Annotated in this window: 25 protein-coding genes; 4 read left to right on the forward strand and 21 right to left on the reverse strand. The window is 73.4% G+C overall.

Annotation, left to right across the window (positions count from 1 at the left end):
* Positions 1 to 184 precede the first annotated feature (184 nt).
* Entirely contained in the window at positions 185 to 796 is a 612-nt protein-coding gene (locus tag J2W20_RS07760; RefSeq protein ID WP_307005905.1) for a class I SAM-dependent methyltransferase, read from the forward strand.
* Positions 797 to 803: 7 nt separating this feature from the next.
* Positions 804 to 1,346, forward strand: a complete 543-nt coding sequence (locus J2W20_RS07765; protein WP_307005906.1) for a DUF488 domain-containing protein — start codon at positions 804 to 806, stop codon at positions 1,344 to 1,346.
* Positions 1,347 to 1,384: 38 nt separating this feature from the next.
* On the opposite strand, the gene dapF is transcribed toward J2W20_RS07765, so the two are convergent.
* The 7 genes from dapF to J2W20_RS07800 form a co-directional block, all read right to left on the reverse strand.
* Positions 1,385 to 2,326, reverse strand: a complete 942-nt coding sequence (gene dapF, locus J2W20_RS07770; RefSeq protein WP_307005907.1) for a diaminopimelate epimerase — start codon at positions 2,324 to 2,326, stop codon at positions 1,385 to 1,387.
* A 10-nt stretch (positions 2,327 to 2,336) separates the two neighbouring features.
* The gene (gene miaA / locus J2W20_RS07775; RefSeq protein ID WP_307005908.1) at positions 2,337 to 3,296 is read right to left on the reverse strand and encodes a tRNA (adenosine(37)-N6)-dimethylallyltransferase MiaA; all 960 of its coding nucleotides are present in this window, start codon (positions 3,294 to 3,296) and stop codon (positions 2,337 to 2,339) included.
* A 125-nt stretch (positions 3,297 to 3,421) separates the two neighbouring features.
* Positions 3,422 to 4,954, reverse strand: a complete 1,533-nt coding sequence (gene miaB, locus J2W20_RS07780; RefSeq protein ID WP_307005909.1) for a tRNA (N6-isopentenyl adenosine(37)-C2)-methylthiotransferase MiaB — start codon at positions 4,952 to 4,954, stop codon at positions 3,422 to 3,424.
* 73 nt (positions 4,955 to 5,027) lie between these two features.
* Positions 5,028 to 6,380, reverse strand: a complete 1,353-nt coding sequence (locus J2W20_RS07785) for a lytic transglycosylase domain-containing protein (RefSeq protein WP_307005910.1) — start codon at positions 6,378 to 6,380, stop codon at positions 5,028 to 5,030.
* Positions 6,381 to 6,517: 137 nt separating this feature from the next.
* On the reverse strand, positions 6,518 to 7,060 hold the full coding sequence (locus J2W20_RS07790; RefSeq protein ID WP_307005912.1) for a regulatory protein RecX: 543 nt from the start codon (positions 7,058 to 7,060) through the stop codon (positions 6,518 to 6,520).
* A gap of 4 nt (positions 7,061 to 7,064) precedes the next feature.
* A complete protein-coding gene (gene recA / locus J2W20_RS07795; protein ID WP_066497272.1) occupies positions 7,065 to 8,117 on the reverse strand; it encodes a recombinase RecA in 1,053 nt (350 codons plus the stop codon).
* Between the two features lie 215 nt (positions 8,118 to 8,332).
* On the reverse strand, positions 8,333 to 8,554 hold the full coding sequence (locus J2W20_RS07800) for a DUF3046 domain-containing protein (protein ID WP_307005913.1): 222 nt from the start codon (positions 8,552 to 8,554) through the stop codon (positions 8,333 to 8,335).
* Positions 8,555 to 8,623: 69 nt separating this feature from the next.
* Here J2W20_RS07800 and J2W20_RS07805 point away from each other — a divergent pair, with 69 nt between their 5' ends.
* On the forward strand, positions 8,624 to 9,088 hold the full coding sequence (locus J2W20_RS07805; protein WP_307005915.1) for a MarR family winged helix-turn-helix transcriptional regulator: 465 nt from the start codon (positions 8,624 to 8,626) through the stop codon (positions 9,086 to 9,088).
* Positions 9,089 to 9,181: 93 nt separating this feature from the next.
* Here J2W20_RS07805 and J2W20_RS07810 read toward each other — a convergent pair whose 3' ends face one another.
* The 7 genes from J2W20_RS07810 to J2W20_RS07840 all read right to left on the reverse strand — a co-directional run bounded on the left by J2W20_RS07810 (position 9,182) and on the right by J2W20_RS07840 (position 17,276).
* Positions 9,182 to 9,607, reverse strand: a complete 426-nt coding sequence (locus J2W20_RS07810) for a helix-turn-helix domain-containing protein (RefSeq protein WP_307005916.1) — start codon at positions 9,605 to 9,607, stop codon at positions 9,182 to 9,184.
* Between the two features lie 148 nt (positions 9,608 to 9,755).
* Positions 9,756 to 10,283, reverse strand: coding sequence for a CinA family protein (locus tag J2W20_RS07815; RefSeq protein WP_307005917.1), 528 nt, complete (start codon positions 10,281 to 10,283; stop codon positions 9,756 to 9,758).
* Positions 10,284 to 10,287: 4 nt separating this feature from the next.
* Entirely contained in the window at positions 10,288 to 10,881 is a 594-nt protein-coding gene (gene pgsA, locus J2W20_RS07820) for a CDP-diacylglycerol--glycerol-3-phosphate 3-phosphatidyltransferase (RefSeq protein ID WP_307005918.1), read from the reverse strand.
* A 9-nt stretch (positions 10,882 to 10,890) separates the two neighbouring features.
* A complete protein-coding gene (locus J2W20_RS07825) occupies positions 10,891 to 13,782 on the reverse strand; it encodes an FtsK/SpoIIIE family DNA translocase (RefSeq protein WP_307005919.1) in 2,892 nt (963 codons plus the stop codon).
* Positions 13,783 to 13,865: 83 nt separating this feature from the next.
* Entirely contained in the window at positions 13,866 to 15,557 is a 1,692-nt protein-coding gene (locus tag J2W20_RS07830; protein ID WP_307005920.1) for a ribonuclease J, read from the reverse strand.
* 12 nt (positions 15,558 to 15,569) lie between these two features.
* Positions 15,570 to 16,478, reverse strand: a complete 909-nt coding sequence (dapA, locus tag J2W20_RS07835; protein ID WP_307005922.1) for a 4-hydroxy-tetrahydrodipicolinate synthase — start codon at positions 16,476 to 16,478, stop codon at positions 15,570 to 15,572.
* A gap of 42 nt (positions 16,479 to 16,520) precedes the next feature.
* Complete coding sequence (locus tag J2W20_RS07840) at positions 16,521 to 17,276, reverse strand: carbon-nitrogen hydrolase family protein (protein WP_307005924.1); 756 nt, start codon at positions 17,274 to 17,276, stop codon at positions 16,521 to 16,523.
* Positions 17,277 to 17,380: 104 nt separating this feature from the next.
* Here J2W20_RS07840 and J2W20_RS07845 point away from each other — a divergent pair, with 104 nt between their 5' ends.
* Positions 17,381 to 18,640, forward strand: a complete 1,260-nt coding sequence (locus J2W20_RS07845) for a heparan-alpha-glucosaminide N-acetyltransferase domain-containing protein (protein ID WP_307005925.1) — start codon at positions 17,381 to 17,383, stop codon at positions 18,638 to 18,640.
* A gap of 34 nt (positions 18,641 to 18,674) precedes the next feature.
* On the opposite strand, the gene J2W20_RS07850 is transcribed toward J2W20_RS07845, so the two are convergent.
* From J2W20_RS07850 to J2W20_RS07880, 7 genes are all read right to left on the reverse strand, one after another.
* Positions 18,675 to 19,121: a hypothetical protein gene (locus J2W20_RS07850; RefSeq protein WP_307005926.1), complete on the reverse strand. Its 447-nt coding sequence runs from the start codon at positions 19,119 to 19,121 to the stop codon at positions 18,675 to 18,677.
* Positions 19,122 to 19,210: 89 nt separating this feature from the next.
* Positions 19,211 to 19,969 (reverse strand): 4-hydroxy-tetrahydrodipicolinate reductase, encoded by a 759-nt coding sequence (dapB, locus tag J2W20_RS07855; RefSeq protein WP_307005928.1) that lies wholly within the window; start codon positions 19,967 to 19,969, stop codon positions 19,211 to 19,213.
* 57 nt (positions 19,970 to 20,026) lie between these two features.
* Positions 20,027 to 20,506 (reverse strand): molybdenum cofactor biosynthesis protein MoaE, encoded by a 480-nt coding sequence (locus J2W20_RS07860; protein ID WP_307005929.1) that lies wholly within the window; start codon positions 20,504 to 20,506, stop codon positions 20,027 to 20,029.
* The gene (locus J2W20_RS07865) at positions 20,493 to 21,017 is read right to left on the reverse strand and encodes a MogA/MoaB family molybdenum cofactor biosynthesis protein (RefSeq protein WP_307005931.1); all 525 of its coding nucleotides are present in this window, start codon (positions 21,015 to 21,017) and stop codon (positions 20,493 to 20,495) included. Before J2W20_RS07865 ends, J2W20_RS07860 begins: the two co-directional genes overlap by 14 nt.
* On the reverse strand, positions 21,014 to 21,535 hold the full coding sequence (gene moaC, locus J2W20_RS07870; RefSeq protein ID WP_373457976.1) for a cyclic pyranopterin monophosphate synthase MoaC: 522 nt from the start codon (positions 21,533 to 21,535) through the stop codon (positions 21,014 to 21,016). Before moaC ends, J2W20_RS07865 begins: the two co-directional genes overlap by 4 nt.
* On the reverse strand, positions 21,523 to 22,875 hold the full coding sequence (locus tag J2W20_RS07875) for a molybdopterin molybdotransferase MoeA (protein WP_307005934.1): 1,353 nt from the start codon (positions 22,873 to 22,875) through the stop codon (positions 21,523 to 21,525). Before J2W20_RS07875 ends, moaC begins: the two co-directional genes overlap by 13 nt.
* Positions 22,872 to 24,455: a molybdopterin-dependent oxidoreductase gene (locus J2W20_RS07880; RefSeq protein ID WP_307005936.1), complete on the reverse strand. Its 1,584-nt coding sequence runs from the start codon at positions 24,453 to 24,455 to the stop codon at positions 22,872 to 22,874. Before J2W20_RS07880 ends, J2W20_RS07875 begins: the two co-directional genes overlap by 4 nt.
* Positions 24,456 to 24,482 lie beyond the last annotated feature (27 nt).

Raw genomic sequence — 24,482 nt, forward strand, 5'->3', positions numbered from 1 at the left:
GTCCATCGGCTCGGGGATTACCCGGAATCCCCCGCTGCGCAGCCCTTCGGGGGCAGCAGGAGGCGTCATCGGGTCACTTGAACAGGCGCATGGATCAAGTATACCGGATGCCGTGGAGCGGCCGTGCTGGGCCGCCCTGGGCGCGGCTCACGCACCCGAGGGATTCGCACTAGGCTCGATTCCCATGGACCAGGCTCACTACTTCAACGCCGACCCGGACACCCCGGACGTGCGCCGGCCGCTCGCCGTCGTCCTGGACGGTCGCGAGGTGACGCTGCAGACCTCGGCGGGCATCTTCAGTCCGGACGGGATCGACAAGGGCACCGCGGTGCTCCTGACCGAGGCACCCGACCCGGCCCGCGAAGGCCACCTGCTCGACATCGGCTGCGGCTGGGGCCCGATCGCCCTCACCATGGCCCTGCGCTCCCCCGCGGCGCGCGTCCACGCGGTGGACGTCAACACCCGCAGCCTGTCCCTCACCGCCGAGAACGCCGGCCTGCTCGGGCTCGCGAATGTGGCGGCCGAGCTCCCGGGCGAGGTCGACCCGGGCATCCGCTTCGCCACCATCTGGTCCAACCCGCCCATCCGCATCGGCAAGGCCGCCCTGCACGAGCTGCTGGGCACGTGGCTTCCCCGGCTCGAGGTGGGCGGCGAGGCGTGGCTCGTGGTGCAGAAGAACCTCGGGGCGGACTCGCTCGCCCGCTGGCTCGCGGAGGAGCTCGGTGACGCGTTCGACGTCGAGCGGCCGGCGACGTCGAAGGGCTTCCGCGTGCTGCGCCTCACCCGCCGCCGCTAGGGGCACCATGACAGAGGTCTTCACGATCGGCCACTCGAGCCGCCAGCTCTCCGAGCTCGTGGCCATGCTGCGCCCGCACAGGGTGACGGAGCTGGTGGACGTGCGCTCGTTCCCGGCCTCGAGGAAGCATCCGCAGTGGAACCAGGAGGCGGTCCGCGAGAGCCTCCCCGCGGGGCTCGGCTACCGGTGGCTGCCGGCCCTGGGCGGCCGCCGGCACACTCCGGCCGGCACCCCCACCCCGAACGGCGGGTGGCGGGTCAAGGGCTTCCGCGACTACGCCGACTACATGGCCGGCAGCGAGTTCCACGAGGGCCTCGCGGAACTCCTCGGGCTGGCCGAGGAGGGCCTCCCGGCGATCATGTGCAGCGAGGCGGTCCCGTGGCGCTGCCACCGCAGGCTCATCACCGACGCGCTGCTCGTGGCCGGCGTCGAGGTGGTGCACCTGATCTCGCCCACGTCCCACGAGCGGGCTCAGCTCACCCCGTTTGCCAGGGTCGACGCGGACGGGCGCATCACCTACCCTCCCCCGGACGGGACTGGCTCAGGCTGAGCCCCTGCCCGACGCCCAGCCCGTGGCCGGGCGAGGCCTCAGGCGAGCGTCCCCCGCGCCACGATGACGGCCGGTCCGGAGAGCTCGACGTGCTCTCTGCCGTCGGTGCCGGGCACGAACGCGACCCCGACCGTGCCGCCCGGGACGGCCACCGCCCAGCGGTCGGGGGCCCCGGCGCCGGCCCAATGCCGGATCGCGACCGCGGCCGCGCAGGCGCCGGTCCCGCAGGACTGGGTCTCGCCGACTCCGCGCTCGTGCACGCGCATGGTGATGCTCCCTACGCCGGACGCCACGAGCGGGTCCGAGGGCACGACGAACTCGACATTGGTCCCGTGCGGCGGCATGGGATCGACGAGCGGGGCCGTGTGGAGGCCGAGCCCGGCCAGCTCGCCCGGTTCGGCGAGGGCCACCACGGTGTGGGGATTGCCCATGCTCACGCTCAGGCCGGGACGGGCCACGTCGAGGCCCACGGCCGTCACGGTGGCATCGCTGGCCTCCGCGGCGGCCTGCTCGGCGTGGATGAACGTCCACGGGCCCATGTCGACCGCGAAGCCGTCCTCCCGCCGCTCCACGCGCTTCACTCCGGCCCGCGTCCCGATCGGGAGGATCTCGCCGGGGGCGAGTTCGACGAGGCCGGCGTCGAGCAGGAACGCGACGAAGACGCGCACCCCGTTGCCGCACATCTCCGAGAGGGACCCGTCCGCGTTGCGGTAGTCCATGAACCATTCGGCCGCCGGCTCCTGGGCGAGCACCGCCTCGCCCTCGGGGAGGCGGCGCGAGCGGATGGCGCGGATCAGGCCGTCGGCACCGAGGCCCTGGTGCCGGTCGCACAGGGCCGCGGCCTCGGCCTCGCCGAGCTGCAGCGCGCCGTCGGGGTCGGCGACGAGCACGAAGTCGTTGCCGGTGCCGTGCCCCTTGACGAAGGGCAGACCCTTAAGGGATGCGAGGACGTGGGGGGCCGAGGTCGCCGGAACGGTCATGCGCCCAAGCCTACCGGGCCGCGCCGGGGGCCCCGGGCCGGGAGGAGGCGGACGCCGGGCGGGCGGCATCCGCCTCGCGGACGACGGCGAGCGCCTGGTCCAGGAGGTCCGGGGCCTGCGCGTCGAGCCAGTGCACCCGGGGGTCCGCGCGGAACCAGGTCAGCTGCCGGCGTGCGAACTGCCGCGTCGCCACGATGGTCTCCTCCGCGGCCTGCTCGTCGGTCGCGGTCCCGTCGAGGACCGCGAGGAACTGGCCGTAGCCCAGCGCGCGCGAGGCGGTACGGCCCTCCCGGAGCCCCGCGGCGGCGAGCCGGGCGACCTCGGCCGGCAGGCCGGCGTCGACCATGCGGTGGACGCGGGCAGCGAGCCGCCGGTGCAGCTCCGCCCGGTCGAGGTCGAGGCCGATCTGGACGGCCGGGGCGGCGTACTGGCGCTCGGGCATGAACGAGCTGAACGGCCGCCCCGTGAGCTCATGCACCTCGAGGGCGCGGATGACCCGCCGCGCGTCGCCCAGCCGCCCCGCCGAGACGGCGTCGACGCGGCGCAGCCTTTCGCGCAGCGGCTCCAGTCCGCGTTCCTGCGCCTCGGTCTCGAGGCGCGCGCGGACCGCTGGGTCGGTGCCGGGGAACTCGAGGACGTCAAGCGCGGCGCGGACGTAGAGGCCGGATCCGCCGGCGAGGATCGCGCGTCGGCCGCGGGCGTGGATGTCGGCGATCGCGTTCCGCGCCCAGCCCTGGAAGCGCGAGACCGAGGCCTCCTCGGTCACCTCGAGCACGTCGAGGAGGTGGTGCGGGACACCGCGGCGCTCCCGCAGGGTGGCCTTGGCCGTGCCGATGTCCATGCCGCGGTAGAACTGCAGCGCGTCGGCGTTGACCACCTCGCCGTCCAGGGCGAGCGCGAGGCCCACGGCGAGGTCCGACTTGCCCGAGCCGGTCGGCCCGACGACCGCAATGACCGGCGGGGCCGTCACGGGCGCACCGCCGGCCGGCGCCTCGGGTGAAGGCACAACGGCGGGCGGGGACACGAGGGCAGGTGGGCGGCCGGCGTCGTCCGCTCGACCTCCCGGCTCGCTCGGCGCGGCCTGTCCCGCTGGGGTCATGCGCCGCGGACGGGCAGCGCGGGCATCCCGAGGCTGACGCCGCGGCCCGGGGCACCGGCTCCCGGCGCCGGCCCCCCGCAGGAGTCGGCCTGCGCCCGGTCCCACGCGTCGCCAGCGCGCGAGCGGCGCAGCGAGTAGTCGGCGGGGCCGGCGGGGTCCGCGATCAGGTGGAATGCGGCCGCCTCGGTCACCGTGACAGTGACGAGGTCGCCCGGCCGGGGCGCCTGGGCGCCCTCGGGCACGGAGAAGTGCACGAGGCGGTTGTCCCTCGCCCGCCCGGAGAGGCGGTGGGTCTCCCCCGCCTTGCGGCCGGCCTGCGCTGTGGCCATGACCTCGAGGGTGCGGCCCACCTGCGCGGCGTTCTCCTCCGCGGCGATCCGGTCCTGGAGGGCGGTGAGGCGCTCGTAGCGCTCCTGGACCACGGCCTTGGGCAGCTGGTCCGCCAGGGTCGCCGCCGGGGTGCCGGGGCGCTGGGAGTACTGGAACGTGAAGGCGCTCGAGAAGCGGGAGCGCTCGACGACGTCGAGGGTCGCCTGGAAGTCCTCCTCGGTCTCCCCCGGGAAGCCGACGATGATGTCGGTGGTGATGGCCGCGTGCGGGATCCGCTCGCGGACCTTGTCCAGGATGCCGAGGAACTTCGCGCTGCGGTAGGAACGGCGCATCTCACGCAGGATCCGGTCGGAGCCCGACTGGAGCGGCATGTGCAGCTGGGGCATGACGTTGGGCGTCTCGGCCATGGCCTCGATGACGTCGTCCGTGAAGGCGGCCGGGTGCGGGCTCGTGAACCTCACCCGCTCAAGGCCTTCGATGTCGCCGCAGGCGCGCAGGAGCTTGCCGAAGGCGAGCCGGTCGCCGAATTCGACGCCGTAGGAGTTGACGTTCTGGCCCAGGAGCGTGACCTCGATGGCGCCGTCGTCCACGAGGGCCTGGACCTCCGCGAGGATCTCGCCGGGGCGGCGGTCGCGCTCCTTGCCGCGCAGGCTGGGCACGATGCAGAACGTGCAGGTGTTGTTGCAGCCGACCGAGATGGAGACCCAGCCGCTGTACGCGGAGTCCCGCTTGGTCGGCAGGGTCGAGGGGAACACCTCGAGCGACTCGAGGATCTCGAGCTGGGCCGCGTCGTTGTGGCGCGCCCGCTCGAGCAGCGCGGGGAGCGCGCCGACGTTGTGGGTGCCGAAGACGGCGTCGACCCACGGCGCCTTCGCGAGGATCGTGTCGCGGTCCTTCTGGGCGAGGCAGCCGCCGACGGCGATCTGCATGCCCGGGTGCCGCTCCTTGACCGGGCGCAGCTGCCCGAGGTGCCCGTAGAGCCGGTTGTCCGCGTTCTCTCGGACCGCGCAGGTGTTGAACACGACCACGTCAGGCTCGGCGCCCTCGGTGGCCCGCACGTAGCCGGCCGCCTCGAGGAGGCCGGACATCCGCTCGGAATCGTGGACATTCATCTGGCAGCCGAAGGTGCGCACCTCATAGGAGCGCGGTGTGGCCGTGCCGGCGGGCTCGGCGGTCGGGGCGGGCAGCGTGGAACTCACCCATCAAGGGTACCGGCAGCGGGCCGGCGCCTCCGCATGGCGCCCGGCCCGTGCCGGGTGCAGGGCGGAGGCGTCAGTACCAGTTGTTGGCGACTTCGTGGGCCCAGGCGCCGCAGGGTGAGCCGTAGCGGTCCCTGATGTAGCCGAGGCCCCACGTGATCTGGGTCTGGTAGCTCGTGAGCCAGTCGCTGCCCGCGGTGGAGTACTTGGACGGCGGAAGGGCCTGGGCGATCCCGTAGGCGCCGCTCGAGGGATTGGTCGCGTCCGTCATCCAGCTGGACTCCTTGTTCCAGAGGTTGACGAGGCAGCCGTACTCGCCGCCGCCCCAGCCATACCCGCCGAGCTGGCCGGACGCGTAGGCCTGGGCGCCCGCGGGGTCGTCCGTGACGCCGACCCCGGGGCTGACGACAGGCGGGGGCGGGGGCGGAATGACCACCGGCGCGGGGACGGAGGCAGCCTGCTGGGCCGCCGCGGCGGCGTTCTGCTGCTGGATGGCCTGCTGCTGGGGTGCCTGCTGGGCCTGCTGCTGGGCTCGCTGGGCGGCGGCCTGCGCGGCGGCCTCCGCAGCGGCTCGGCGCTGGGCCTCGAGGGCAGCCTGCTCGGCGGCGCGGCGCTTGGCCTCCTGGGCGGCCTCGTACGCGGCCTGCGCGGCCTGGCCCTCCCGGTAGCCGCGTTCCACGTTCGCCGAGGTCCCCTTCAAGTCCGCGAGCTGCGCGAGCAGCGTGTTCTCGTGCTGCTGGGTCTGGGAGACGGCGTCCTGGGCCTGCTTCTGGGCGTCCTGGGCGGCGCTGAGCTGCTGGGCAGCGGTCGCCGCGAGGTCGGCGAGGGCGTCCTTGGCCGCCCGCGACTTCTCCTCGGCGGCCGTCGCCGCGTTGGCCGCCACCCGGTAGTCGGTGACGGCCTGCGCTGCCTGGTCGCCGAGCACCTGCAGCGTCTGGAGCCGGCCGATGCCGTCCTGCTGCCCGAGCACGGAGAGGGTCTCGATGGGGTCGCTGGGCGAGCCGCCCATGTACGAGTCGGCTGCGAACTGGCCCGCGTTCCGCTGGGCGGCGTCCCGCTCCGCAGCCCGCTTGGCCGACTCCTGCTCGAGGGCGGCGACCACCTGTTGCTGGTCCTTGACGGCCTGGGCGGCCTTGGCGTAGGCGGCCCCCGCCGACACGGCCTTGGCCGAGGCATCGGCGGCGCTGGACTCGACGGTGGTCAGCAGAGACGCGATCCGGTCGCTCTCGGCCTTCGCAGAGTCCACGTTGGCCTTGGCAGCCTGGACGTCCGCCCACGTCGGGTAGCCCGAGGGCGGCGTGTTGTCATCGGCCGTCGCACTCGGGGCCGCGGCCGGGACGACAGAGGCCAGGCAGAGGGCGAGGACGAGCGCCGCACGCGCGGCGCCGACCCGGCCGCCTGCAAGGGCACCTCGTTCAGATCGCACGCGTCAGACGATACCGCAGGAATCCCGTTTGTCACTCTAGTCACAGGATTCCCAGCATTCACACAGACACGCCGCGGGCGGTCCGCATGCTGCAGCAGGCTGTGGTGCGGGCCTCCGCGGCGGCCATGGGTGCGTCGTCAGCCCTCCTCCTGCTCGACTCCGTCGAGGACCTCGGCGGCGATCCGGAAGGCGATGCCGGGAGCGTGCCCCTTGCGGGCGAGCATCGCCACCAGCCGCCTCAGTTCCTTGTCCCGCGCGGCTGGATCGTCGCGGTCGAAAGGCCGGACCCGGCGGCTCAGCAGCCGGCGCGCCGCCCCCTCCTCGGCCTCGGACGAGAGCTCTCCGAGTGCCTCCTCGGCGGCATCACCCGTGATCCCCTTCTCACCGAGCTCGCGCCGGAGTGCCGCCCTGCCGAGGGACTTCGTCTCGCCGCGGCTGCGCACCCAGAGGCGGGCGAACTCCGCGTCGTCGACGAGGCCCACTTCCTCGAAGCGGTCCAAGAGCCTCTCCGCGAGGCCCTCCGGGACGTTGCGCTCGCGCAGCTTCCGCTCAAGCTGCAGCCTGCTGCGCGGGCCGAGGGTCAGCTGGCGGAGCAGGATGGCCCGGGCCACCGACTCCGGGTCGGGCTCCGGATCCTGCTCCGCCCGGGGCGGCACCGGCCGTCCACTGCGGGCCGCCATGGGGCTACTCCCCGTCGACAGCCTTCAGGCGCGGCTGCTCCTCACCCGATTCGGGCTTGACGCCCACGCCGAGCTTCTCCTTGATGAGCCGCTCGAGCTCCGCGGCGAGCTCCGGGTTGTCGCGCAGGAACCGGCGGGAGTTCTCCATGCCCTGGCCGAGCTGGTCGCCGTCGTAGGTGAACCAGGAACCGGACTTCTTGATGATGCCGTGCTCCACGCCCATGTCGATGATGCCGCCCTCACGGGAGATGCCCTGGCCGTAGATGATGTCGAACTCGGCCTGCTTGAAGGGCGGGGCCATCTTGTTCTTGACGATCTTGGCCTTGGTGCGGTTGCCGACGGAGTCGGCGCCCTCCTTCAGCGTCTGGATCCGGCGGACATCGATGCGGACGGACGCGTAGAACTTGAGCGCCTTGCCACCGGTGGTCGTCTCCGGGGATCCGAAGAACACTCCGATCTTCTCGCGGAGCTGGTTGATGAAGATCGCCGTGGTCTTGGTCTGATTGAGGCGCCCGGTGACCTTCCGCAGCGCCTGGCTCATGAGCCGGGCCTGGAGGCCGACGTGGCTGTCGCCCATCTCGCCCTCGATTTCCGCGCGCGGCACGAGGGCGGCGACGGAGTCGATGACGATGATGTCGAGCGAACCCGACCCGACGAGCATGTCCATGATCTCGAGCGCCTGCTCGCCGGTGTCCGGCTGCGAGACGAGCAGGGCGTCGGTGTCGACGCCGAGCTTGGCCGCGTACTCCGGGTCGAGTGCATGCTCGGCGTCGATGAAGGCAGCGATGCCGCCGTTCCGCTGGGCGTTGGCGACGGCGTGGAGCGCGACCGTGGTCTTGCCGGAGGACTCCGGGCCGTAGATCTCGACGACGCGTCCGCGCGGAAGGCCGCCGATTCCGAGGGCCACGTCGAGCGCGATCGACCCCGTCGGGATGACCTCGATCGGGGCGCGCGTGTCGTCCCCGAGGCGCATGATCGACCCCTTGCCGAACTGCTTGTCGATCTGCGCGAGCGCTGCCTCGAGTGCCTTCTGGCGCTCTGGCGTTCCTGCTGCCATGTCTACCTCCGGGTCTGGTCGTTCGCGGCGGTGCCCTGTCCTGCCCGCCGCTCCTCCATGCCGCTCACGCTACCGATGCCCACCGACAGTCGAACGTCTCGACCCCGCTATGTGCACATCTCGGGCGCTGCCGCGCATGGAATCCTCTGTGCAGGAGATTACCCCTCTCCCGAACACATCTTCGAATCCTGCCCGGCGTGTCGTAGGGTCTGCCGTCAGTCTTTCAGCGGTCGGTCCTTCCCGAGCCGGCGCTCCGCGGGCACATCCTGCAGCTCGCACACGGCGAGCCATACAGTGCGGGGGTGGACGCCTGCCTTGAGCGCCTCGTCCGCCGTGCGGCCCCCGACGGCGGCGAGCACGGCGGACGAGGCGAGGACGTGGGCGTACCCGCTGCCGAATTCGTCCTCCATGAGCCGCCAGAAATCGCTATTCCTCACCCGTCCATTCTCCTTCACACCGCAGTGCGGGCCGCACGTCGCCGGCACCGCCGCACCTAAGATGGTGGCATGCCTTCTCCGCCTGCCCCCGCCGGGTTCGACGCGGCCCTGGTCGACGTCGAGCAGCAGCTCGGCCTGTTCTGGCGCCGCGGGCGCGCCGCGTCCCTCGGCCTGTCGAAGGACCTGCACCCCGAGCTCGATCCGGCCGCCTACGGGCTGCTGACGATCCTGCACGGCGAGGGGCCCCGGCGGGTGACGGACCTCGCCGCGACGGTCGGAGTCGGCAAGCCCACCGTCAGCCGCCAGATCGCGCTCCTCGAGGAGATCGGGCTCGTGGCCAAGGAGGCCGACCCCCACGATCGTCGCGCCCAGCACGTGGCGCTGACCCCGGCCGGGCGCAGCCATGTCGAAGATCTGCGAGCCCGCAGGCACGAGTACTTCGCCGCGCGCCTCGCGTCGTGGGACACGGGCGAGCTGGCCGAGCTTGCCCGCTATCTGCACCGGCTCAACGAGGACCTGGCGCCCCGCCCCTGAGCCGGGCGGGCAAGGCCGCGCGGACGCGGCAGCAGCGCCGGGACACGACGAAGGGCCGGGCGCTCCGCGCCCGGCCCTTCCCTGCTGGCGACGTCAGCTGACCTGGGTCAGCTCGGCGTCGAAATCCGTGTTCAGGTCGCGCCCGTACCGCTGGGCGAACTCCTGCGGCACCGTGTCCGGAATGGTGATGCCCTCTGCGACGGCGACCCGGTCGCTGACCTCGCGCAGCATGACCGAGAGCGGGACGTCCAGTGCGGAGCAGATCGACGACAGCAGCTCGGAGGACGCTTCCTTCTGGCCGCGCTCCACCTCGCTCAGGTACCCGAGCGATACACGCGCGTTGTGCGAGACTTCACGGAGCGTGCGGCCCTGGCGCTGGCGGACGTCCCGCAGGACGTCCCCAATCTCATGACGCAGAACAACCATCTTGCGCTCCTTCTGTTCCTGCTTACCGATGTCGGCCAATCCCACATCACGCCAGCGCACTACGCCGTTGACGGATACGGGCTGCTTAACCATGTGTATCGATGCGCTCCTTGGCTCGGGCTCCCCGACCTCTCGGGGCTCCGTGTGACTCATCCTAGTGGCGCCGCCTTCGGTTGACGACACTATCCACAACTCCGCGGACAGCTGTATTGTTCCCCGTCGGGCTCCGCGCCGAACCAATTCACAGCTCGCTCCCAGTTTCCGCGCCCGTCCCAGGGGAGGCGTCCCGGAGTGCATCGAGCAGGGCGGCGAGTGCCGCCTCGGTGGCGGCGCGGCGGATCGCGGCCCGGTCGCCGTCGAACGCGTAGGCGTGCACGGCCGACCCGGCCGGGCCCGAGACGGCGACGAACACGGTCCCGACCGGCTTGCCGTCGTGCGCCTCGGGGCCGGCGGCGCCGGTGGTCGCGACGCCGTAGTCAGCCCCGCAGACCCGTCGGGCGCCGTCGGCCATCTGGCGGGCCACGTCGGCGTCGACCGAGCCGGCCCGCGCGAGCAGTTCCCGCGAGACCCCGAGCACCGCAGCCTTTACCGCGCTCGCATAGCTCACGACGCCCCCGCGGAGCATCCTGGATGCGCCGGGGACGTCCGCGAGTGCGGCCGCGACGAGCCCTGCGGTGAGCGATTCGGCGGTGGCCGCGGTGGCCCCGCGGGCGACGAAGGCTTCCACGACCTCGTGCGCTGTCACGGTCGGCACCCGGTCCTCGGACATCGGCTCAGTCCGCCTTCCGGGCGGACGCACGGAGCCGCGCGGCCTTGAGCACGTAGTCGGCCCCGGTGACCACGGTCACGGCAAGGGCCAGCAGCATCACCCAGAAGGCGACGGCGGAGAGCACGGCCAGACCGGGGGTGAGGGGGAAGAGGTACAGCAGGATCGCGACCGTCTGGAGCACGGTCTTGAGCTTGCCGCCGCGCGAGGCGGGCATGACGCCGTAGCGGATGACGACGAAGCGCAGCGCCGTGATGCCCCACTCGCGCACGAGGATGAGCACCGTGATCCACCAGGGCAGCTCGGCCAGCACCGAGAGCAGCACGAGCGCGGCCCCGGTCAGGAGCTTGTCCGCGATCGGGTCGGCGATCTTGCCGAAGTCGGTGATGAGGTTGCGCCGGCGGGCGATCGAGCCGTCCAGCTGGTCGGTGTAGATCGCGACGGCGAACAGGGCGAAGGCGACCCAGCGCAAGGGCCCGTGCGCCGTGCCGTCGGCCAGCAGCGACCAGATGAAGAAGGGCACGAGGACGATCCGCGCCATCGTGAGGATGTTCGGGAGGTTCCACAGCTGGGAGGGGGACGCCGACGGCGGGGTGGTCACCGTCTCAGCCTAGCGTCCGGTCAGCGACCATGCGTCTTCGCCGCCCTCGTCGTCGCCGTCGTGGTAGTCGACCGCCTGCGGACGCCCCTCCAGGTCCTTGGCGACGAGGTCCTCCGCGTACGGCGAGTCGTTCTCGTACTGCCCTAGGTGGTGGTTGGCGCTGGCGTTGTCGGCGAGGGCCTCGTCCGCGGCTGCCGTCCCGGAGGACGGCGAGTCCTGCCCGCGGAGCGCAGCGAGGACGGCCGGCAGGTCGTCCGGCTTGACGAGCACGTCGCGGGCCTTGGACCCCTCGGAGGGGCCGACCACCCCGCGGCTCTCGAGCAGGTCCATGAGCCGGCCGGCCTTCGCGAAGCCGACCCGCAGCTTCCGCTGGAGCATGGACGTGGACCCGAACTGGGTCGTGACCACCAGCTCCGTGGCCTGCAGGAGCACCTCGAGGTCGTCCCCGATCTCCTCGTCGATCTGCTTCTTCTCGGGCTCCGCCGCGACGTCGTTGCGGTAGGTGACCTGGAGCTGGCCCTTCACATGCTCGACGACCTTGTGGATCTCCGACTCGGAGACCCAGGCGCCCTGGACGCGCATGGGCTTCGACGCGCCCATCGGCAGGAACAGCGCATCGCCCTGGCCGATCAGCTTCTCGGCGCCGGGCTGGTCGAGGACCACGCGGGAGTCGGTGACCGACGAGGTCGCGAACGCCATGCGGGAAGGCACGTTGGCCTTGATGAGGCCGGTGACGACGTCGACCGAGGGCCGCTGGGTCGCGAGGACGAGGTGGATGCCCGCGGCACGTGCGAGCTGGGTGATGCGCACGATCGAGTCCTCGACGTCCCGCGGCGCGACCATCATGAGGTCGGCCAGCTCGTCGACGATGACGAGGAGGTACGGGTAGGCGCGGATCTTCCGCTCGGATCCCGCCGGCGGGACGACCTTGCCCGCCCGGACCGCCTTGTTGAAGTCGTCGATGTGCTTGAACCCGTAGTTGGCCAGGTCGTCGTAGCGGGCGTCCATCTCGCGGACCACCCACTGGAGGGCCTCGGCGGCCTTCTTGGGGTTCGTGATGATCGGGGTGATGAGGTGCGGGACCCCCTCGTAGGCCGTGAGCTCCACGCGTTTCGGGTCGACCATGACCATGCGCACCTCGTCGGGGGTCGAGCGCATGAGGATCGAGGTGATCATCGAGTTCACGAACGAGGACTTGCCTGCGCCGGTCGCTCCCGCGACGAGCAGGTGCGGCATCTTGGCCAGGTTCGCGACCACGAACCCGCCCTCGACGTCCTTGCCCACGCCCATGACCATCGGGTGGTCGGTGCGGCGCGCGTTCTGGCTCCGCAGGACGTCGCCGAGCGAGACCGTCTCGCGGTCGGTGTTCGGGATCTCGATGCCGATGGCGCTCTTGCCGGGGATCGGGCTCAGGATCCGCACGTCCGAGCTCGCCACCGCGTAGGCGATGTTCTTCGACAGGGCCGTGACCTTCTCGACCTTGGTCCCCGGGGCGAGCTCGATCTCGTAGCGGGTCACCGTAGGGCCGCGGGAGAAGCCAGTGACCTCGGCGTCCACGTTGAACTGGGTGAGCGTGCTGGTCAGCGCTGCGACGACCGCGTCGTTGGCCTCCGTCCGCTCCTTGGGAGCGGAGCCCTGGACGAGGAAGTCCGAGGACGGCAGCGTGTAGGCCACGTCGCCCGAGAGCTGGAGCTGCTCGGTGCGCTGGGGAATGGGCGTGGGCGGCGGCGCGGGCGCCACCGGGGTGGAGGGGACGTGGACGGCCGGGGCCGCGGCGGGGGCAGGAAGCCCGACCGTCGGGATGGCCTCGGTGGCTCCCTCCACGGGCTTGGCGTCGGCGCCCTGCTCGCTCCCCCGGCCCTGGGCGGCGCGGATCTTCTGGATCGCCGCCTCCGCCTGGGACCGGCCGGGCGCCGGTGCGGCCATGGCCGCCGTCGCCTCGGGGTCGTCCACGACCGCGCGCTCGTAGGGCTCGTCTCCGGCAAAGCCGTCTCCGGGCTCGGGGGCCTCCTCGGCATCCTTGCCGAACAGGCGCCGCTTCTTGGTCCGGCGCTGGCGTGCCGCCTCCTGGGCGCGCCGCTCCGAGTCGTACAGGTAGCTGCGGTCGTGGGCCTCCTGCTCCTCGGGGGTCAGGTCGAGGCCCATGAGGTGCTCCCAGCCGGCACGGATCCGGCGCGGGATGGCGGCGAACGGCGTGGCCGTGACGATGAGGACGGAGATGAACGCGAGCGCGGAGTAGACGATGACCGGGATCGCCGGGTGGACCGCTGCAAGCAGGGAGGCGGCGAGGAAGCCGAGCATGCCCCCGGCGGCACGGAGCCCGTCGAAGCCCGCCGCGGCGGAGGGCAGCCCCCCGAGGACATCGGCGAGCCCGGTCGCGGCGAACGTCATGACGAGGAAGCCGATGCCCACCCGGTTGTTGCCGCGGTGGTCCGCGGGCTTGCGGAAGAGGCGGAACGCGCAGACGCCGAGCATGAGGGGCAGCAGGAGCGAGACCCAGCCGAACGTGCCGTTGACGACCGCGTAGACGGCGTCCGGGAACCAGCCCTTCCAGCCCCACCAGGCGAAGGTCGCGATGAAGACGGCCAGGACCAGGTTGAACAGCGCGGCGCCGTCGCGGCGCTCCTCGGGGTCGATGCCGCTGACGTCGGTGCCGACGCGGCGGACCCCTCCGCCGACGGTGTGGGCGAGGGCGCCCCAGGTACCGCCGATGAGGCGCGCGGGCCACGGCTGGCCGGCGTCGGTCGCGGTCACGCCCCGTGGCGACGTGGTCCCCTTGCCGGACGCCTTGGCCCGGGACGCGCCCGCGCCCGACCGGCCCCGGGCCGCGGGCGCGGAGGTCCGGGTGGGTCTGGTCTTGGACGTGCCGGCCTTTGGCGTGGAAGAGGTACGAGTCGCCATATCCGCCACGGTACCGCGAAAGGCCGCCGCCCCCGCGGATTTCCACGGGAGCGGCGGCCTTGGGCGGCGGAAGGGCCGGGGCGTCAGGCCTCCAGGACCACCGGGATGATCATGGGCTTGCGCCGGAGCTTGCGGCTAACCCAGGTGCCGATGACCCGCCGGATCACCTGCTGGAGCTGGTGTGCCGTGTGGTCCGGCTTGGCGAGGATCGCCTCCTCGAGGGCGGCATTGATCTTGGGGATGATGTCGTCGAACACGGCGTCGTCCTCGGCGACGCCGCGGGCGTGGATCTCCGGGCCGGTCACGACCTTGCCGGTCGAGCGGTTCACCACGGTGATGACCGAGATGAAGCCCTCCTCGCCGAGGATCCTGCGGTCCTTGAGGTCGACGTCCGTGATCTCCCCGACGCTGCTGCCGTCGACGTAGACGAAGCCGACCTCGACCTGCCCGACGATCTTCGCCACGCCGCCCTTGAGGTCGACCACGGTTCCGTTGTCGCCGAGGATGACGCTGTCCGGCTCCATGCCGGTCTCGAGGGCCAGGTTGCCGTTGGCGATGAGGTGGCGGGTCTCCCCGTGCACCGGCATCGCGTTGAGCGGCTCGACGATGTTGTAGCAGTAGAGGAGCTCGCCGGCGGCCGCGTGGCCGGAGACGTGGACCTTCGCCATGCCCTTGTGGATCACGTTCGCGCCGAGCTTGAGCAGGCCGTTGATGACGCGGAAGACGGCGTTCTCGTTGCCCGGGATGAGGGAGGACGCGAGGATCACCGTGTCGCCGTCGCCGACCTGCACCCGGTGGTCGCCGTTCGCCATGCGCGAGAGCGCGGCCATGGGCTCGCCCTGGGATCCGGTGGACATCAGCACGAGGCGGTGGTCCGGGATGTCGTCGATGGCCTTCATGTCCACGAGGATGCCCGGCGGCACGTCGAGGTAGCCCAGTTTGGCCGCGATCCCCATGTTGCGCACCATGGAACGGCCCACGAAGGCGACCTTGCGGCCGTGCTGGTGGGCGGCGTCGAGCACCTGCTGGACGCGGTGGACGTGCGAGGAGAAGCTGGCCACGATGATCCGCTTGCGCGCCTGGCCGAAGAGCCGGTCCAGCGTGGGGCCGATCTCCTTCTCCGCGGTGGTGAACCCGGGGACGTCCGCGTTGGTGGAGTCGGCCATGAACAGGTCCACGCCCTCCTCGCCCAGCCGGGCGAAGTGGCGGAGGTCGGTGATGCGGCCGTCGAGCGGGAGCTGGTCCATCTTGAAGTCGCCCGTATGGAGGACCGTGCCCCCGGCGGTGCGGATGAAGACGGCCAGGGCGTCCGGAATCGAGTGGTTGACGGCCACGAACTCGGTCTGGAACGGACCGAAGTCCAGCACCTGGCCCTCCTCCACGACCCGCAGCACCGGGGTGATGCGGTGCTCGGCGAGCTTGGCCTCCACGAGGGCCAGCGTGAGCTGCGATCCCACGAGGGGGATGTCCCGGCGGTGGCGGAGGAGGTACGGGACGGCGCCGATGTGGTCCTCGTGGCCGTGCGTGAGCACGACGGCGAGGATGTCCTGGATGCGGCCTTCGAGGTAGGAGAAGTCGGGCAGGATCAGGTCCACGCCCGGCTGGGTCTCTTCGGGGAAGAGGACGCCGCAGTCGACGACGAGGAGCTTGCCCTCGATCTCGAAGACGGCCATGTTCCGTCCGACCTCGCCGAGCCCGCCGAGCGGGACGATCCGCAGGGTCCCCGTCGGGAGCGGGGGCGGAGTGGTGAGGACGGACAGGGCTCGTTGGGTCATGCTGGGCTGCTCCTAGGCGCCGAAGTCCATTCCGGCTTCGGCGAGATCGTTGCGGATGAGGGCGAGCTCCGCGTCGCCGGGCTCCACAAGCGGGAGCCGGACCACGGAGTTGGGCAGGACACCCTGCCACTTGAGAACCTGCTTGGCGGCGACCGCGCCCTGGACCCGGGTCATGATCCCGCGGATCACCGGGTCGAGGTCGAAATGGACCTGGCGGGCAGCCGCGAAGTCGCCCGCGAGCGCCGCGTCGACGAGTGTGCGGAACTGCTTCGTCGCGACGTGCGCGGTGACGGAGACGACGCCGAGCGCTCCCGCGGCCATCCACGGCAGGGTCAGGCCGTCGTCGCCCGAGTAGACGGCGAGGTCGGTCTTGGCGAGCACCCGCGTCACCGAGGCGAAGTCGGCCTTGGCGTCCTTGAGGCCGAGGATCCGGGGGTGCTCGGCCAGCCTGAGGATCGTCTCGGGGGCGATCGGGATGCCCGACCGGCCCGGGATGTCGTAGAGCATGACGGGCAGCTCGGTGGCCGAGGCGACCGTCTCGAAGTGGGCCTGGACGCCGGCCTGGCTGGGCTTGTTGTAGTAGGGCGTGACGAGGAGGAGGCCGTCCACGCCGAGGGCCTCGGCCCGGCGCGAGAGGCCCACCGAGTGGCGGGTGTCGTTCGTGCCCGTCCCGGCGATGACCTTGGCGCGGCCGCCGACCGCCTCGAGGACGGCCTTGAACATGCCGAGGTTCTCCTCGTCCGTCAGGGTGGACGTCTCCCCCGTGGTGCCGGTGACGACGAGCCCGTCGCAGCCGTCGTCGACGAGCTTGGCCGCGAGGGACGCCGCCGCATCGTAGTCGACGTCGCCGTCGGCGGTGAACGGGGTCACCATTGCCGTGAGGAGCGTGCCGAAAGTGCGCGTGCGGTTCTCGTCTGCCATATACAGAACGTTACCGTGGACGCCGCCCCTTTGGGCAACGCGTCAGGACGGGCGGGCGTAGCGTTCGAGCGCCGAACGGAACAGGACCGCCGTGACGACCTCGGTCCCGGTCCCGGCCGCGGACGCCATCCGGTGCCCGTCCGGCCCCCACACCCCGCTCTGGCCGCACGAGTCGCCCAGTGCGCTAGTTCCGCCGGCGTTGGCGAGCAGGGCGAAGAACCGGCTGTCCATGGCGCGGGCCCCGAAGTGGAGGTCCAGCCGGCGCTCCTCCCCCGCCACATAGACGGCCGGCGCCGCGTACAGGTCGGTTCCGGCGGCCGCGGCCTCCGCGGCGTGGCCGGGCTGCGCGACGTCGAAGCAGACGGCGAGGGCCACCTTCCAGCCGTCGACGTCGACGACGGTGAGTCGGGACCCGGGCTCGAAGATCTCCCGCTCCCTGCCGTGCAGGTGCATCTTGGGCGCGATCACGGCCGGCGCCCCGGGGCGCACGAGGACGGAGGCGAGGTGCGGCGTGCGGTCCGGCTCGCGGACGGCCGCCCCCACGACGGCGGAGATGCCCATGTCCTCGCAGGCCGCCTGGAGCTCGGAGAGCTGCGCCGAGGGACGGGTGAGCCACGCGGACTCGTCGGAGAAGAGGTCGAGGTCGTAGCCCGTGAGCGAGAGCTCGGGGAAGACCGCGAGCCTGGCTCCATGGGCGTCCGCGTCCTCGAGGAGGCGCACGTGCTCGTCGATGTTCGCGGCCAGCCCGCCCGGGAGCGCCACGGACTGCACGGCAGAGACGGTCAGCTCGGCGGACATAGGCCCATCCTAGGGCACCCGGATGCGCGGCCCCGGCGCCTGGCACCTCCCGCCGCAGGCCCGGCCGCGGGGCGCGGGCATCCCGCCGTGAGAGCATCGGGAGCATGGGCGGACAATCGGGGGTGGCCGGCACCCGGGGCTTGTCGGCGGGCCGGGCGCGCGGGGGCGGGCCGGCCAGGCTCGCGGGGCTCGACATGGCGCGCGGGGCGGCGCTGCTGGCCATGATGGCCACGCACATCCTGCCGACGGTGGCGCAGGATCCGGACACGGGTGCCTTCGCCGCCACGTGGGTCGGATCGGTGCTCTCGGGCCGGGCGGCGGCCCTGTTCGCCGTGCTCGCCGGCGTCTCGCTCACCCTGGGACGGGTCCCAGCGGAGCGGAACCGGCTCGGGCTCGCGCTGCGCGCGGCGGTGATCGCCGCCGTCGGGCTCACCCTCGGCCTCGCGCGCGTGGGCGTCGCGGTGATCCTCGTGGACTACGCGGTGCTGTTCTGGTGCGCGCTCGGCGTGCTCAGGCTCCGCCGCCAGACCCTCGGGCTGCTGGCCGTCGTCTGGATCCTCCTCGCCCCCGTCGCGGCGTACCTGCTCCGGCCGCTCCTGCTCGCGTCCGTGCCCCCGCTCCGGCTGGGCCACAGCCCGTCCTGGCCGGACCTTGCCGATCCGGTGCGCCTCGTCGCGGACCTCGCCGTCACCGGCTACTACCCGGCCCTCCAGTGGTTCGCCTACCTCCTGGTCGGCCTGTGGATCGGCCGCGCGGACCTCACCCGGACCGCGACGCAGGTGTGGCTCGTCCTTGCGGGTGCCGCGGCGGCCGTGCTCGCGAAGGCCTGCGCCTGGGCCTTCCTCGGCCCGCTCGGGGGCCTCAACGTCCTCCTGGCCACCCCTCAGGCGAAGGTGTGGCCGCTGCGCGCCATGCTCGAGGGGAACCTCACGGGGGTCGACCAGACCGGCACGTGGTGGTGGCTGACTTCTGCCGCCCCGCACGCCGGCACGCCGCTCGATCTCCTGCACACGGCCGGGACCTCGGCCGCCGCGATCGGAGCCTTCCTCCTCCTCGCCCGGATCGCGCCGCTGGCGCGGACGGGGCTGCTCGCACCGCTCGCGGGCGCCGGGGCGATGACGCTGACCCTCTACTCGGCCCACGTCGCGGCGCTCACGCTCCCGCTCGCGGACTGGGCGCATCTCACCCGTGAGGCGCTGTTGGCCGTCCACGTCGTTGCCGCCCTCGCGCTCGGCCTCTTCGTCCGGGCCAACGGCTGGCGGGGGCCGCTGGAGGCCGTGGCACATGCTGCGGCCCAGCTCGGCCTCGCCGGCAGGACCGCCGCCCGCGGCCCGGCACGCCGCAGCGCGTCCTCGCACCGGTAGGGCTGCCGTCGGCAGCCCGGCCGGCTGGCCTGTTTCAGCGGGCGCGGTGGAGGGCGATCGCCTGCCGCATGGCGGAGCGTGCCTGCTTGCGGTCGCCCGCGGCGTCGTAGGCGAGCCCGAGGCGGTACCAGGACCGCCAGTCCTCGGGCGCCGCCTCCGCCTCGTGGCGGTACTGAGCGAACTCGGCGTCGGCGGCCGACCGGACGATCCTTCCGCCGGCCGTGCGCGGGAGCGTGTCCTCCGGCAGGCCGCCCTCGGCCTCGAGTTCCCTGCCCATGCGCTCGAGCCGCGTGCCGAAGGCGAGCTCGCGCAGGAGCGCCCACACCCCCACGACCGGGAGCAGGAGGTAGCCGGCGCCGATTGCCTTGGCGACCGGCGCCGGGTCGAGCAGGAGGATCCGGGCGCGGTCGAAGGTGAGGATGAGGTAGAACACCAGCAGCACGGTGATGGCGACGACGCCGATCTTGGTCTTGTTCGCCACCACCCATGCCCACGCGCCGCCCGACCGCGGCGGGCGCTGTGGGTCCTGGGAGCTGTTCCGGTTCTGGCGATCCGCGGGGTCCATGGCGCTCACAGCCCGAGGTCCAGATAGCCGTCGAGGCCGACGGTGAGGCCCGGGTGCGCGGCGACCTCGCGCAGCCCCACGAGCACCCCGGGCATGAAGGACGCGCGGTCGAACGAGTCGTGGCGGAGGGTCAGCTGCTCCCCCGGTCCGCCCAGGAGGACCTCCTGGTGGGCGACGAGGCCGCGGAGGCGCACGGCATGGACGCGGACGCCGTCGACGTCGGCGCCCCGTGCGCCGTCGAGCTGCTTGGTGGTCGCGTCCGGGGACGGGCCGAGCCCGGCCTCGCTGCGGGCGGCGGAGATGAGCTGGGCCGTCCGGACGGCCGTGCCGGAGGGGGCGTCGACCTTGTCGGGATGGTGCAGCTCGACGATCTCGACCGATTCGAAGTAGCGGGCGGCCTTGGCTGCGAAGGCCGAGGCGAGCACGGACCCGAGGGCGAAGTTCGGCGCGATGAGGACGCCGGTCCCGGGATGGGCGGCGAGCAGGTCGCGCAGCGACCCGAGCCGCTCCTCGTTCCACCCGGTGGTCCCCACGACGGAGTGGAGGCCGTGTTCGACGGCGAACCGGACGTTGGCCTCGGTGGCGTCGGGGACGGTGAGGTCGACGACGTACCGGGCGCCGGCGTCGAGGAGGCCCTCGAGGGAGTCGCCCCGGCCGAGCGCTGCGACGAGGTCCATGTCCTCGGCCGCGCCGACTGCCCTGACGGCCTCGGAACCCATGCGCCCGTTCGCGCCCAGCACTGCCACGGGAAGTCGTTCTGCCATGCGGCCCAGCCTACTGGCGCGGGCAGCGGTGGTCAGAATCGTGGCGCGGGAGGCCGCTCAGCCCAGCGCCGCGACCCACTCGCTCCCGCCGTCGGCGAAGAACTGCTCCTTCCAGATGGGTACCTCGCCCTTGACCCGGTCCACGAGCTCGGAGCACAGCCGGAAGGCCTCGCCCCGGTGGGCCGCGGAGACCGCGCAGACGAACGCCGCGTCGCCGACCGCGAGCTCGCCGACGCGGTGCGCGATCCACACCCGCAGGGGACGTTCCGGCGCGCCGGCCGTCCCGCCGTCGGCCGCCGCCAGCACGTCGCCGATGGTCGCCTCGACGACGGAGCGCAGGGTCGCCTCGGCGCTCGGATGCGCGCTGTAGGAGAGGCGGGCGACGCCGCGGCCGTCGTCGTGGTCGCGGACCACGCCGGAGAAGAGCACGACGGCGCCCGCGTCCGGGGCGTCGACGGCGGCCCGGGCGGCGGCCTCGTCGAGCGGGGCGGTGGTCACGGCGGCGTGCAGGACCTCGACGGGCTCAGTGGTGGTCATGGCTGGATCCTCCCCGGCCGGCGGCCTGGTCGCAGATGTGGCCGATGATCGGGTCGAGGACGGCGAGGCCATCCATGACGCCGGACGGCGAGCCGGGCAGGTTGACGATGAAGGTCCGCCCAGAGAGGCCGGCATGCCCCCGCGAGAGCGCCGCGAGGGGGGTCTTGGCGGCGCCGGCCGCGCGCAGGGCCTCCATGATGCCGGGCACGTCGCGGTCGAGCAGGGGGCGCGTCTCCTCGGGGGTCACATCGTCGGGGCTCAGGCCGGTGCCGCCGCTCGTGATGATCGCGGCCGGCCCGAGCGCGAGGAGGGCGCGCAGGGCAGCCCCGACGCTGGGGCCGTCCGGGACCACCGCCGGCGGGATGACCTCGAAGCCGTGGTCGGAGAGCCAGTCGGCGACCACGGGGCCCGTGCGGTCCTCGTACACCCCGGTGGCCGCGCGCGTGGAGGCGATCACGATGCCCGCCCGGCGCCCCCCGTCGGGGGCGTGCGCAGCGTCATGCCCGCTCATGCCGCGCCTCCAGTGCGGGCATCCCAGTCCCCGCTCTTGCCGCCGGACTTGGCGAGCACCCTGACGTCGGTGATGACGGCGTGCTTGTCCACGGCCTTGACCATGTCGTACACGCCCAGGGCGGCCACGGACGCCGCGGTGAGGGCCTCCATCTCCACCCCCGTCACGCCGCGGGTCTTCACGGTGGCGAACACGGTGACGGCCGCGGGGCCGAGCTCGAAGTCGACCGTGACCTTGGCGATGGGGAGCGGGTGGCACAGCGGGATGAGCTCAGGGGTCTTCTTCGCGGCCATGATGCCGGCCACCCGGGCCACGGCGAGCGCGTCGCCCTTGGGCAGGCCGCCTTCCGCCAGGAGGGCGATGACCTCCCGGGTGGTGTTCAGGACCGCCTGGGCCGTCGCCTCCCGGGTGGACTCGGGCTTGGCGCTCACGTCGACCATGTGCGCGCTGCCGTCGGCGCGGACGTGGGTCAGGCCCGGGCCGGGTGCGGGGTGGGGGGTCTCAGTCACGTGAGCCATACTTCCACGTCGGCCCCGGCGGCGAGCGCGGTGACGTCCTCGGGCACCATGACGAGGGCGTCCGAGGCTGCGAGGGCGCCGAGGAGGTGGGAGCCGGGGCCGCCCGCGAGTCCGACCGCGCCGTCGGGCCGCAGCCGGGCGCGGCGGACCTGGAGGGTGCCGGCGGGCGATTCGAGCGGTTCGGCGAGGGGGGCGCGGACGCGGCGGCGGGCGCGGGGCGCACCGAGGAGCGCCGAGAGCACGGGCCGGAGGAGGACCTCCCAGGAGATCCAGCAGCTGACGGGGTTGCCGGGGAACGCGATGAGCGGCAGCCCCGCGAACGTGCCCAGTCCCTGGGGTCCGCCGGGCTGCAGCGCGAGGTGGGCGAATTCGACGTCGTGCCCGTCCAGGGCGAGCTTGGTCGCCTCGAAGGCGCCCTTCGAGACGCCGCCGGTGGTGATGAGGAGGTCGGGCCGCTCGGGTCCGCGGGCGAGCCGTTCGAGGGTGCCGCGCAGCTCGGCCGGCTCGTCGCTTCGCACCGCGACCGCGCGCGCCTCCACCCCGCCCTCCCGCAGCGCGGCGCGCAGGAGCGCCCCGTTCGCGTCGTGGATCTGGCCGGGTCCCAGCGGCCGCCCGGGGGCCGCGAGCTCGGCGCCGGTGCTCACGAGCACGGCGCGCAGCGGCGGCCGCACCCGCAGCAGGGCCAGTCCGAGCCCGGCGGCGAGCCCGAGCTGGGCCGGGCCGAGAGCTGTGCCGGCGGGGAGCACGACGGCGCCCGCCGCCACGTCGCTCCCGGCCCGCCGCACGTAGGTCCCGGCCTCGACCGCGGGAAGGTCCACGGTGCCGCCCTCGGGCGGGTAGCCGGACGGGACGGCCAGCTCGACCCGCACGACGGCGTCGGCGCCGGCGGGGAGCATGGCCCCGGTCATGATCGGCGCCGCGTGGCCGGGGCGCAGCGGCGGCGCGGGGGCGCCCGCCGGGATCGGCGCTGCCACCGTGAACCGGCGCAGGGCCGGCCCCGCCCCGTCCCCGGCCCCGGCGTCCGAGCCGGGGTCCGACGAGCACACCGCGAAGCCGTCCATCTGGGAGTTGTCGAACGGCGGGAGGCTGCCCGGGGCCACGAGGTCGGCGGCGAGGGCGGCGCCGAGGGCAGCATCGAGCGAGCGGTCCTGGGCGGCCCTGTCGGCGAGCGGGGCGAGGAGCCGGGCCATCAGCTCCCGGTGCTCCTCGACGCTGCGGTGCCGGTGGCTGTGGGCCGGCCGGTGCCCGCGGCTGTGATCGTGCCCCGGGCCGTGCGCGCCGTCGTGCGGGCGGGCCTCGGCCGGCGCCGCAGGCGCTGCGCCGGAGTCGGAATGCGTCATGTGGCCTCCACCTCGATGATGTCGTACCCCGTGGCCCCGTCGGGCGCGGGCGGGGCGACCGCTGCTGTCTGGACCTGGCCGTCGCCGTCGGTCGCGCGGACCGCGATGCGGTGCCGTCCCGCGGCCAGGCGCACCGGCGCGGCCCACTGGTACCAGGTGTCGCGCGAGATGCCGGTGCCGAGCCGCGCCTGCTGCCACGCGCCGTCGTCCACCCTGACCTCCACGCGCGAGATTCCGCGGTGCTGGGCCCACGCGACGCCCGCCACCACGACCTGCCCTGCGGCGACCCGGCTGCCGCGGCGGGGCACGTCGATCCGCGAGGCGGTCTTGATCGGGCCCTTCTCGCTCCAGCCGCGGGTGCTCCAGTAGGCCTGGTCGGCGGCGAACGTGGTGACCTTGAGCTCGGTGACCCACTTGGTCGCGGAGACGTAGCCGTACAGGCCCGGGACCACGAGCCGCACGGGGAACCCGTGCTCGGGCGGGAGGGGCGCCCCGTTCATGCCGATCGCGAGGAGGGCGTCCCGGCCGGGATCAGTGAGGGCCTCGAGCGGAGTGCCGGCGGTGAACCCGTCGACGCTGCGTGAGAGGACCATGTCCGCCCCGGCTGCGGGGCGCGCGCGGGCGAGCAGCTCCCGCACGGGCCAGCCGAGCCAGCGGGCATTGCCCACGAGGTCTCCGCCCACCTCGTTGGAGACGCAGGTGAGGGTGATGTACCGCTCCACGAGGGGCTGGGCGAGGAGGTCGGCCCAGGTCAGAGTCACCGGCTGGCCGACGAGTCCGGTGACCGCGAGGCGCCAGCTGCCGGGGTCGACGGAGGGGACGACGAACGCGGTGTCGATCCGGTAGAACTCCGTGCTCGGAGTGACGAGGGCGCTCACGCCCGCAACGCCGACCTCGGCCGCGGCGGGGAGGGGCGGGGCCGGCTGGGCGGGGGTGGGGAGCCGGAGGGCGGCGCGGGCCGCGTCCGCCGCGAGCGAGGCGCTGCGCACGACGCCGGTCAGCACCCCGCCGAGGGCAACCGCGGCCGCCGTGCCGGTCAGGGCCCGCAGGAAGCCCCGGCGGGGCAGCCCCGCCGGCAGCCGGCCCGGCGCGCCGGCCTCCCGCCGGAGTCGGCCCACGAGCCAGCGGACCAGGGATACGGCCACCGCGCCGGCAAGGAGCGCGCAGGTCCACGCGGCCGGCGCGCCGAGCGAGCGGGTGGCCACGGCCGCGAGCCCCGCGAGGCCCACGGCGCCGGCGAGCGCGGCCCCGGCCCCGGGCCGGCGGAGTTCGAGGAGGCCGGCGGCGGCGCCGAGGAGCGCGAGGACGACGCCGATGGCGGTGACGAGGAACGCCTTGTCCCCGGTGCCGAAGGTCTGGATGGCCCAGTCCTTCGCCGCGGGCGGGGCGAGGTCGGTGACGGCGCCGCCCACCGCGGAGACCGGGCTCAGGGACGGGCTGAGCAGGCCGGCGGCGAGTTCCCCGGAGAGCACCCCTGCCGCGGCCGCGACCACGCCTGCCCCGGCGGCGGCCGCGCCCCGGACCCGGCTGGCGCGCCGCTGCCCCGGCGGCGCGGTGAGGGGCTCGGGTCCTGCGCTCATGGCACCAGAATAGGTCCCCTGCGCCCG

Source organism: Sinomonas atrocyanea (genome assembly GCF_030812675.1).
GTDB classification, from domain to species: Bacteria; Actinomycetota; Actinomycetes; order Actinomycetales; family Micrococcaceae; genus Sinomonas; species Sinomonas atrocyanea_B.

Excerpts from the sequence above, each read along its gene's own strand:
- J2W20_RS07810 (WP_307005916.1), bottom strand. The coding sequence starts at position 9,607 with ATGGTTAAGCAGCCCGTATCCGTCAACGGCGTAGTGCGCTGGCGTGAT.
- J2W20_RS07815 (WP_307005917.1), bottom strand. The coding sequence starts at position 10,283 with ATGTCCGAGGACCGGGTGCCGACCGTGACAGCGCACGAGGTCGTGGAA.
- J2W20_RS07790 (WP_307005912.1), bottom strand. The coding sequence starts at position 7,060 with ATGGCGGCCCGCAGTGGACGGCCGGTGCCGCCCCGGGCGGAGCAGGAT.
- J2W20_RS07875 (WP_307005934.1), bottom strand. The coding sequence starts at position 22,875 with ATGACGCATTCCGACTCCGGCGCAGCGCCTGCGGCGCCGGCCGAGGCC.
- J2W20_RS07765 (WP_307005906.1), top strand. The coding sequence starts at position 804 with ATGACAGAGGTCTTCACGATCGGCCACTCGAGCCGCCAGCTCTCCGAG.
- dapA (WP_307005922.1), bottom strand. The coding sequence starts at position 16,478 with ATGGCAGACGAGAACCGCACGCGCACTTTCGGCACGCTCCTCACGGCA.
- recA (WP_066497272.1), bottom strand. The coding sequence starts at position 8,117 with ATGGCAGCAGGAACGCCAGAGCGCCAGAAGGCACTCGAGGCAGCGCTC.
- J2W20_RS07845 (WP_307005925.1), top strand. The coding sequence starts at position 17,381 with ATGGGCGGACAATCGGGGGTGGCCGGCACCCGGGGCTTGTCGGCGGGC.
- J2W20_RS07840 (WP_307005924.1), bottom strand. The coding sequence starts at position 17,276 with ATGTCCGCCGAGCTGACCGTCTCTGCCGTGCAGTCCGTGGCGCTCCCG.
- J2W20_RS07865 (WP_307005931.1), bottom strand. The coding sequence starts at position 21,017 with ATGAGCGGGCATGACGCTGCGCACGCCCCCGACGGGGGGCGCCGGGCG.
- J2W20_RS07805 (WP_307005915.1), top strand. The coding sequence starts at position 8,624 with ATGCCTTCTCCGCCTGCCCCCGCCGGGTTCGACGCGGCCCTGGTCGAC.
- J2W20_RS07825 (WP_307005919.1), bottom strand. The coding sequence starts at position 13,782 with ATGGCGACTCGTACCTCTTCCACGCCAAAGGCCGGCACGTCCAAGACC.
- dapB (WP_307005928.1), bottom strand. The coding sequence starts at position 19,969 with ATGGCAGAACGACTTCCCGTGGCAGTGCTGGGCGCGAACGGGCGCATG.
- J2W20_RS07880 (WP_307005936.1), bottom strand. The coding sequence starts at position 24,455 with ATGAGCGCAGGACCCGAGCCCCTCACCGCGCCGCCGGGGCAGCGGCGC.
- J2W20_RS07830 (WP_307005920.1), bottom strand. The coding sequence starts at position 15,557 with ATGACCCAACGAGCCCTGTCCGTCCTCACCACTCCGCCCCCGCTCCCG.
- moaC (WP_373457976.1), bottom strand. The coding sequence starts at position 21,535 with ATGGCTCACGTGACTGAGACCCCCCACCCCGCACCCGGCCCGGGCCTG.
- dapF (WP_307005907.1), bottom strand. The coding sequence starts at position 2,326 with ATGACCGTTCCGGCGACCTCGGCCCCCCACGTCCTCGCATCCCTTAAG.
- J2W20_RS07760 (WP_307005905.1), top strand. The coding sequence starts at position 185 with ATGGACCAGGCTCACTACTTCAACGCCGACCCGGACACCCCGGACGTG.
- J2W20_RS07860 (WP_307005929.1), bottom strand. The coding sequence starts at position 20,506 with ATGACCACCACTGAGCCCGTCGAGGTCCTGCACGCCGCCGTGACCACC.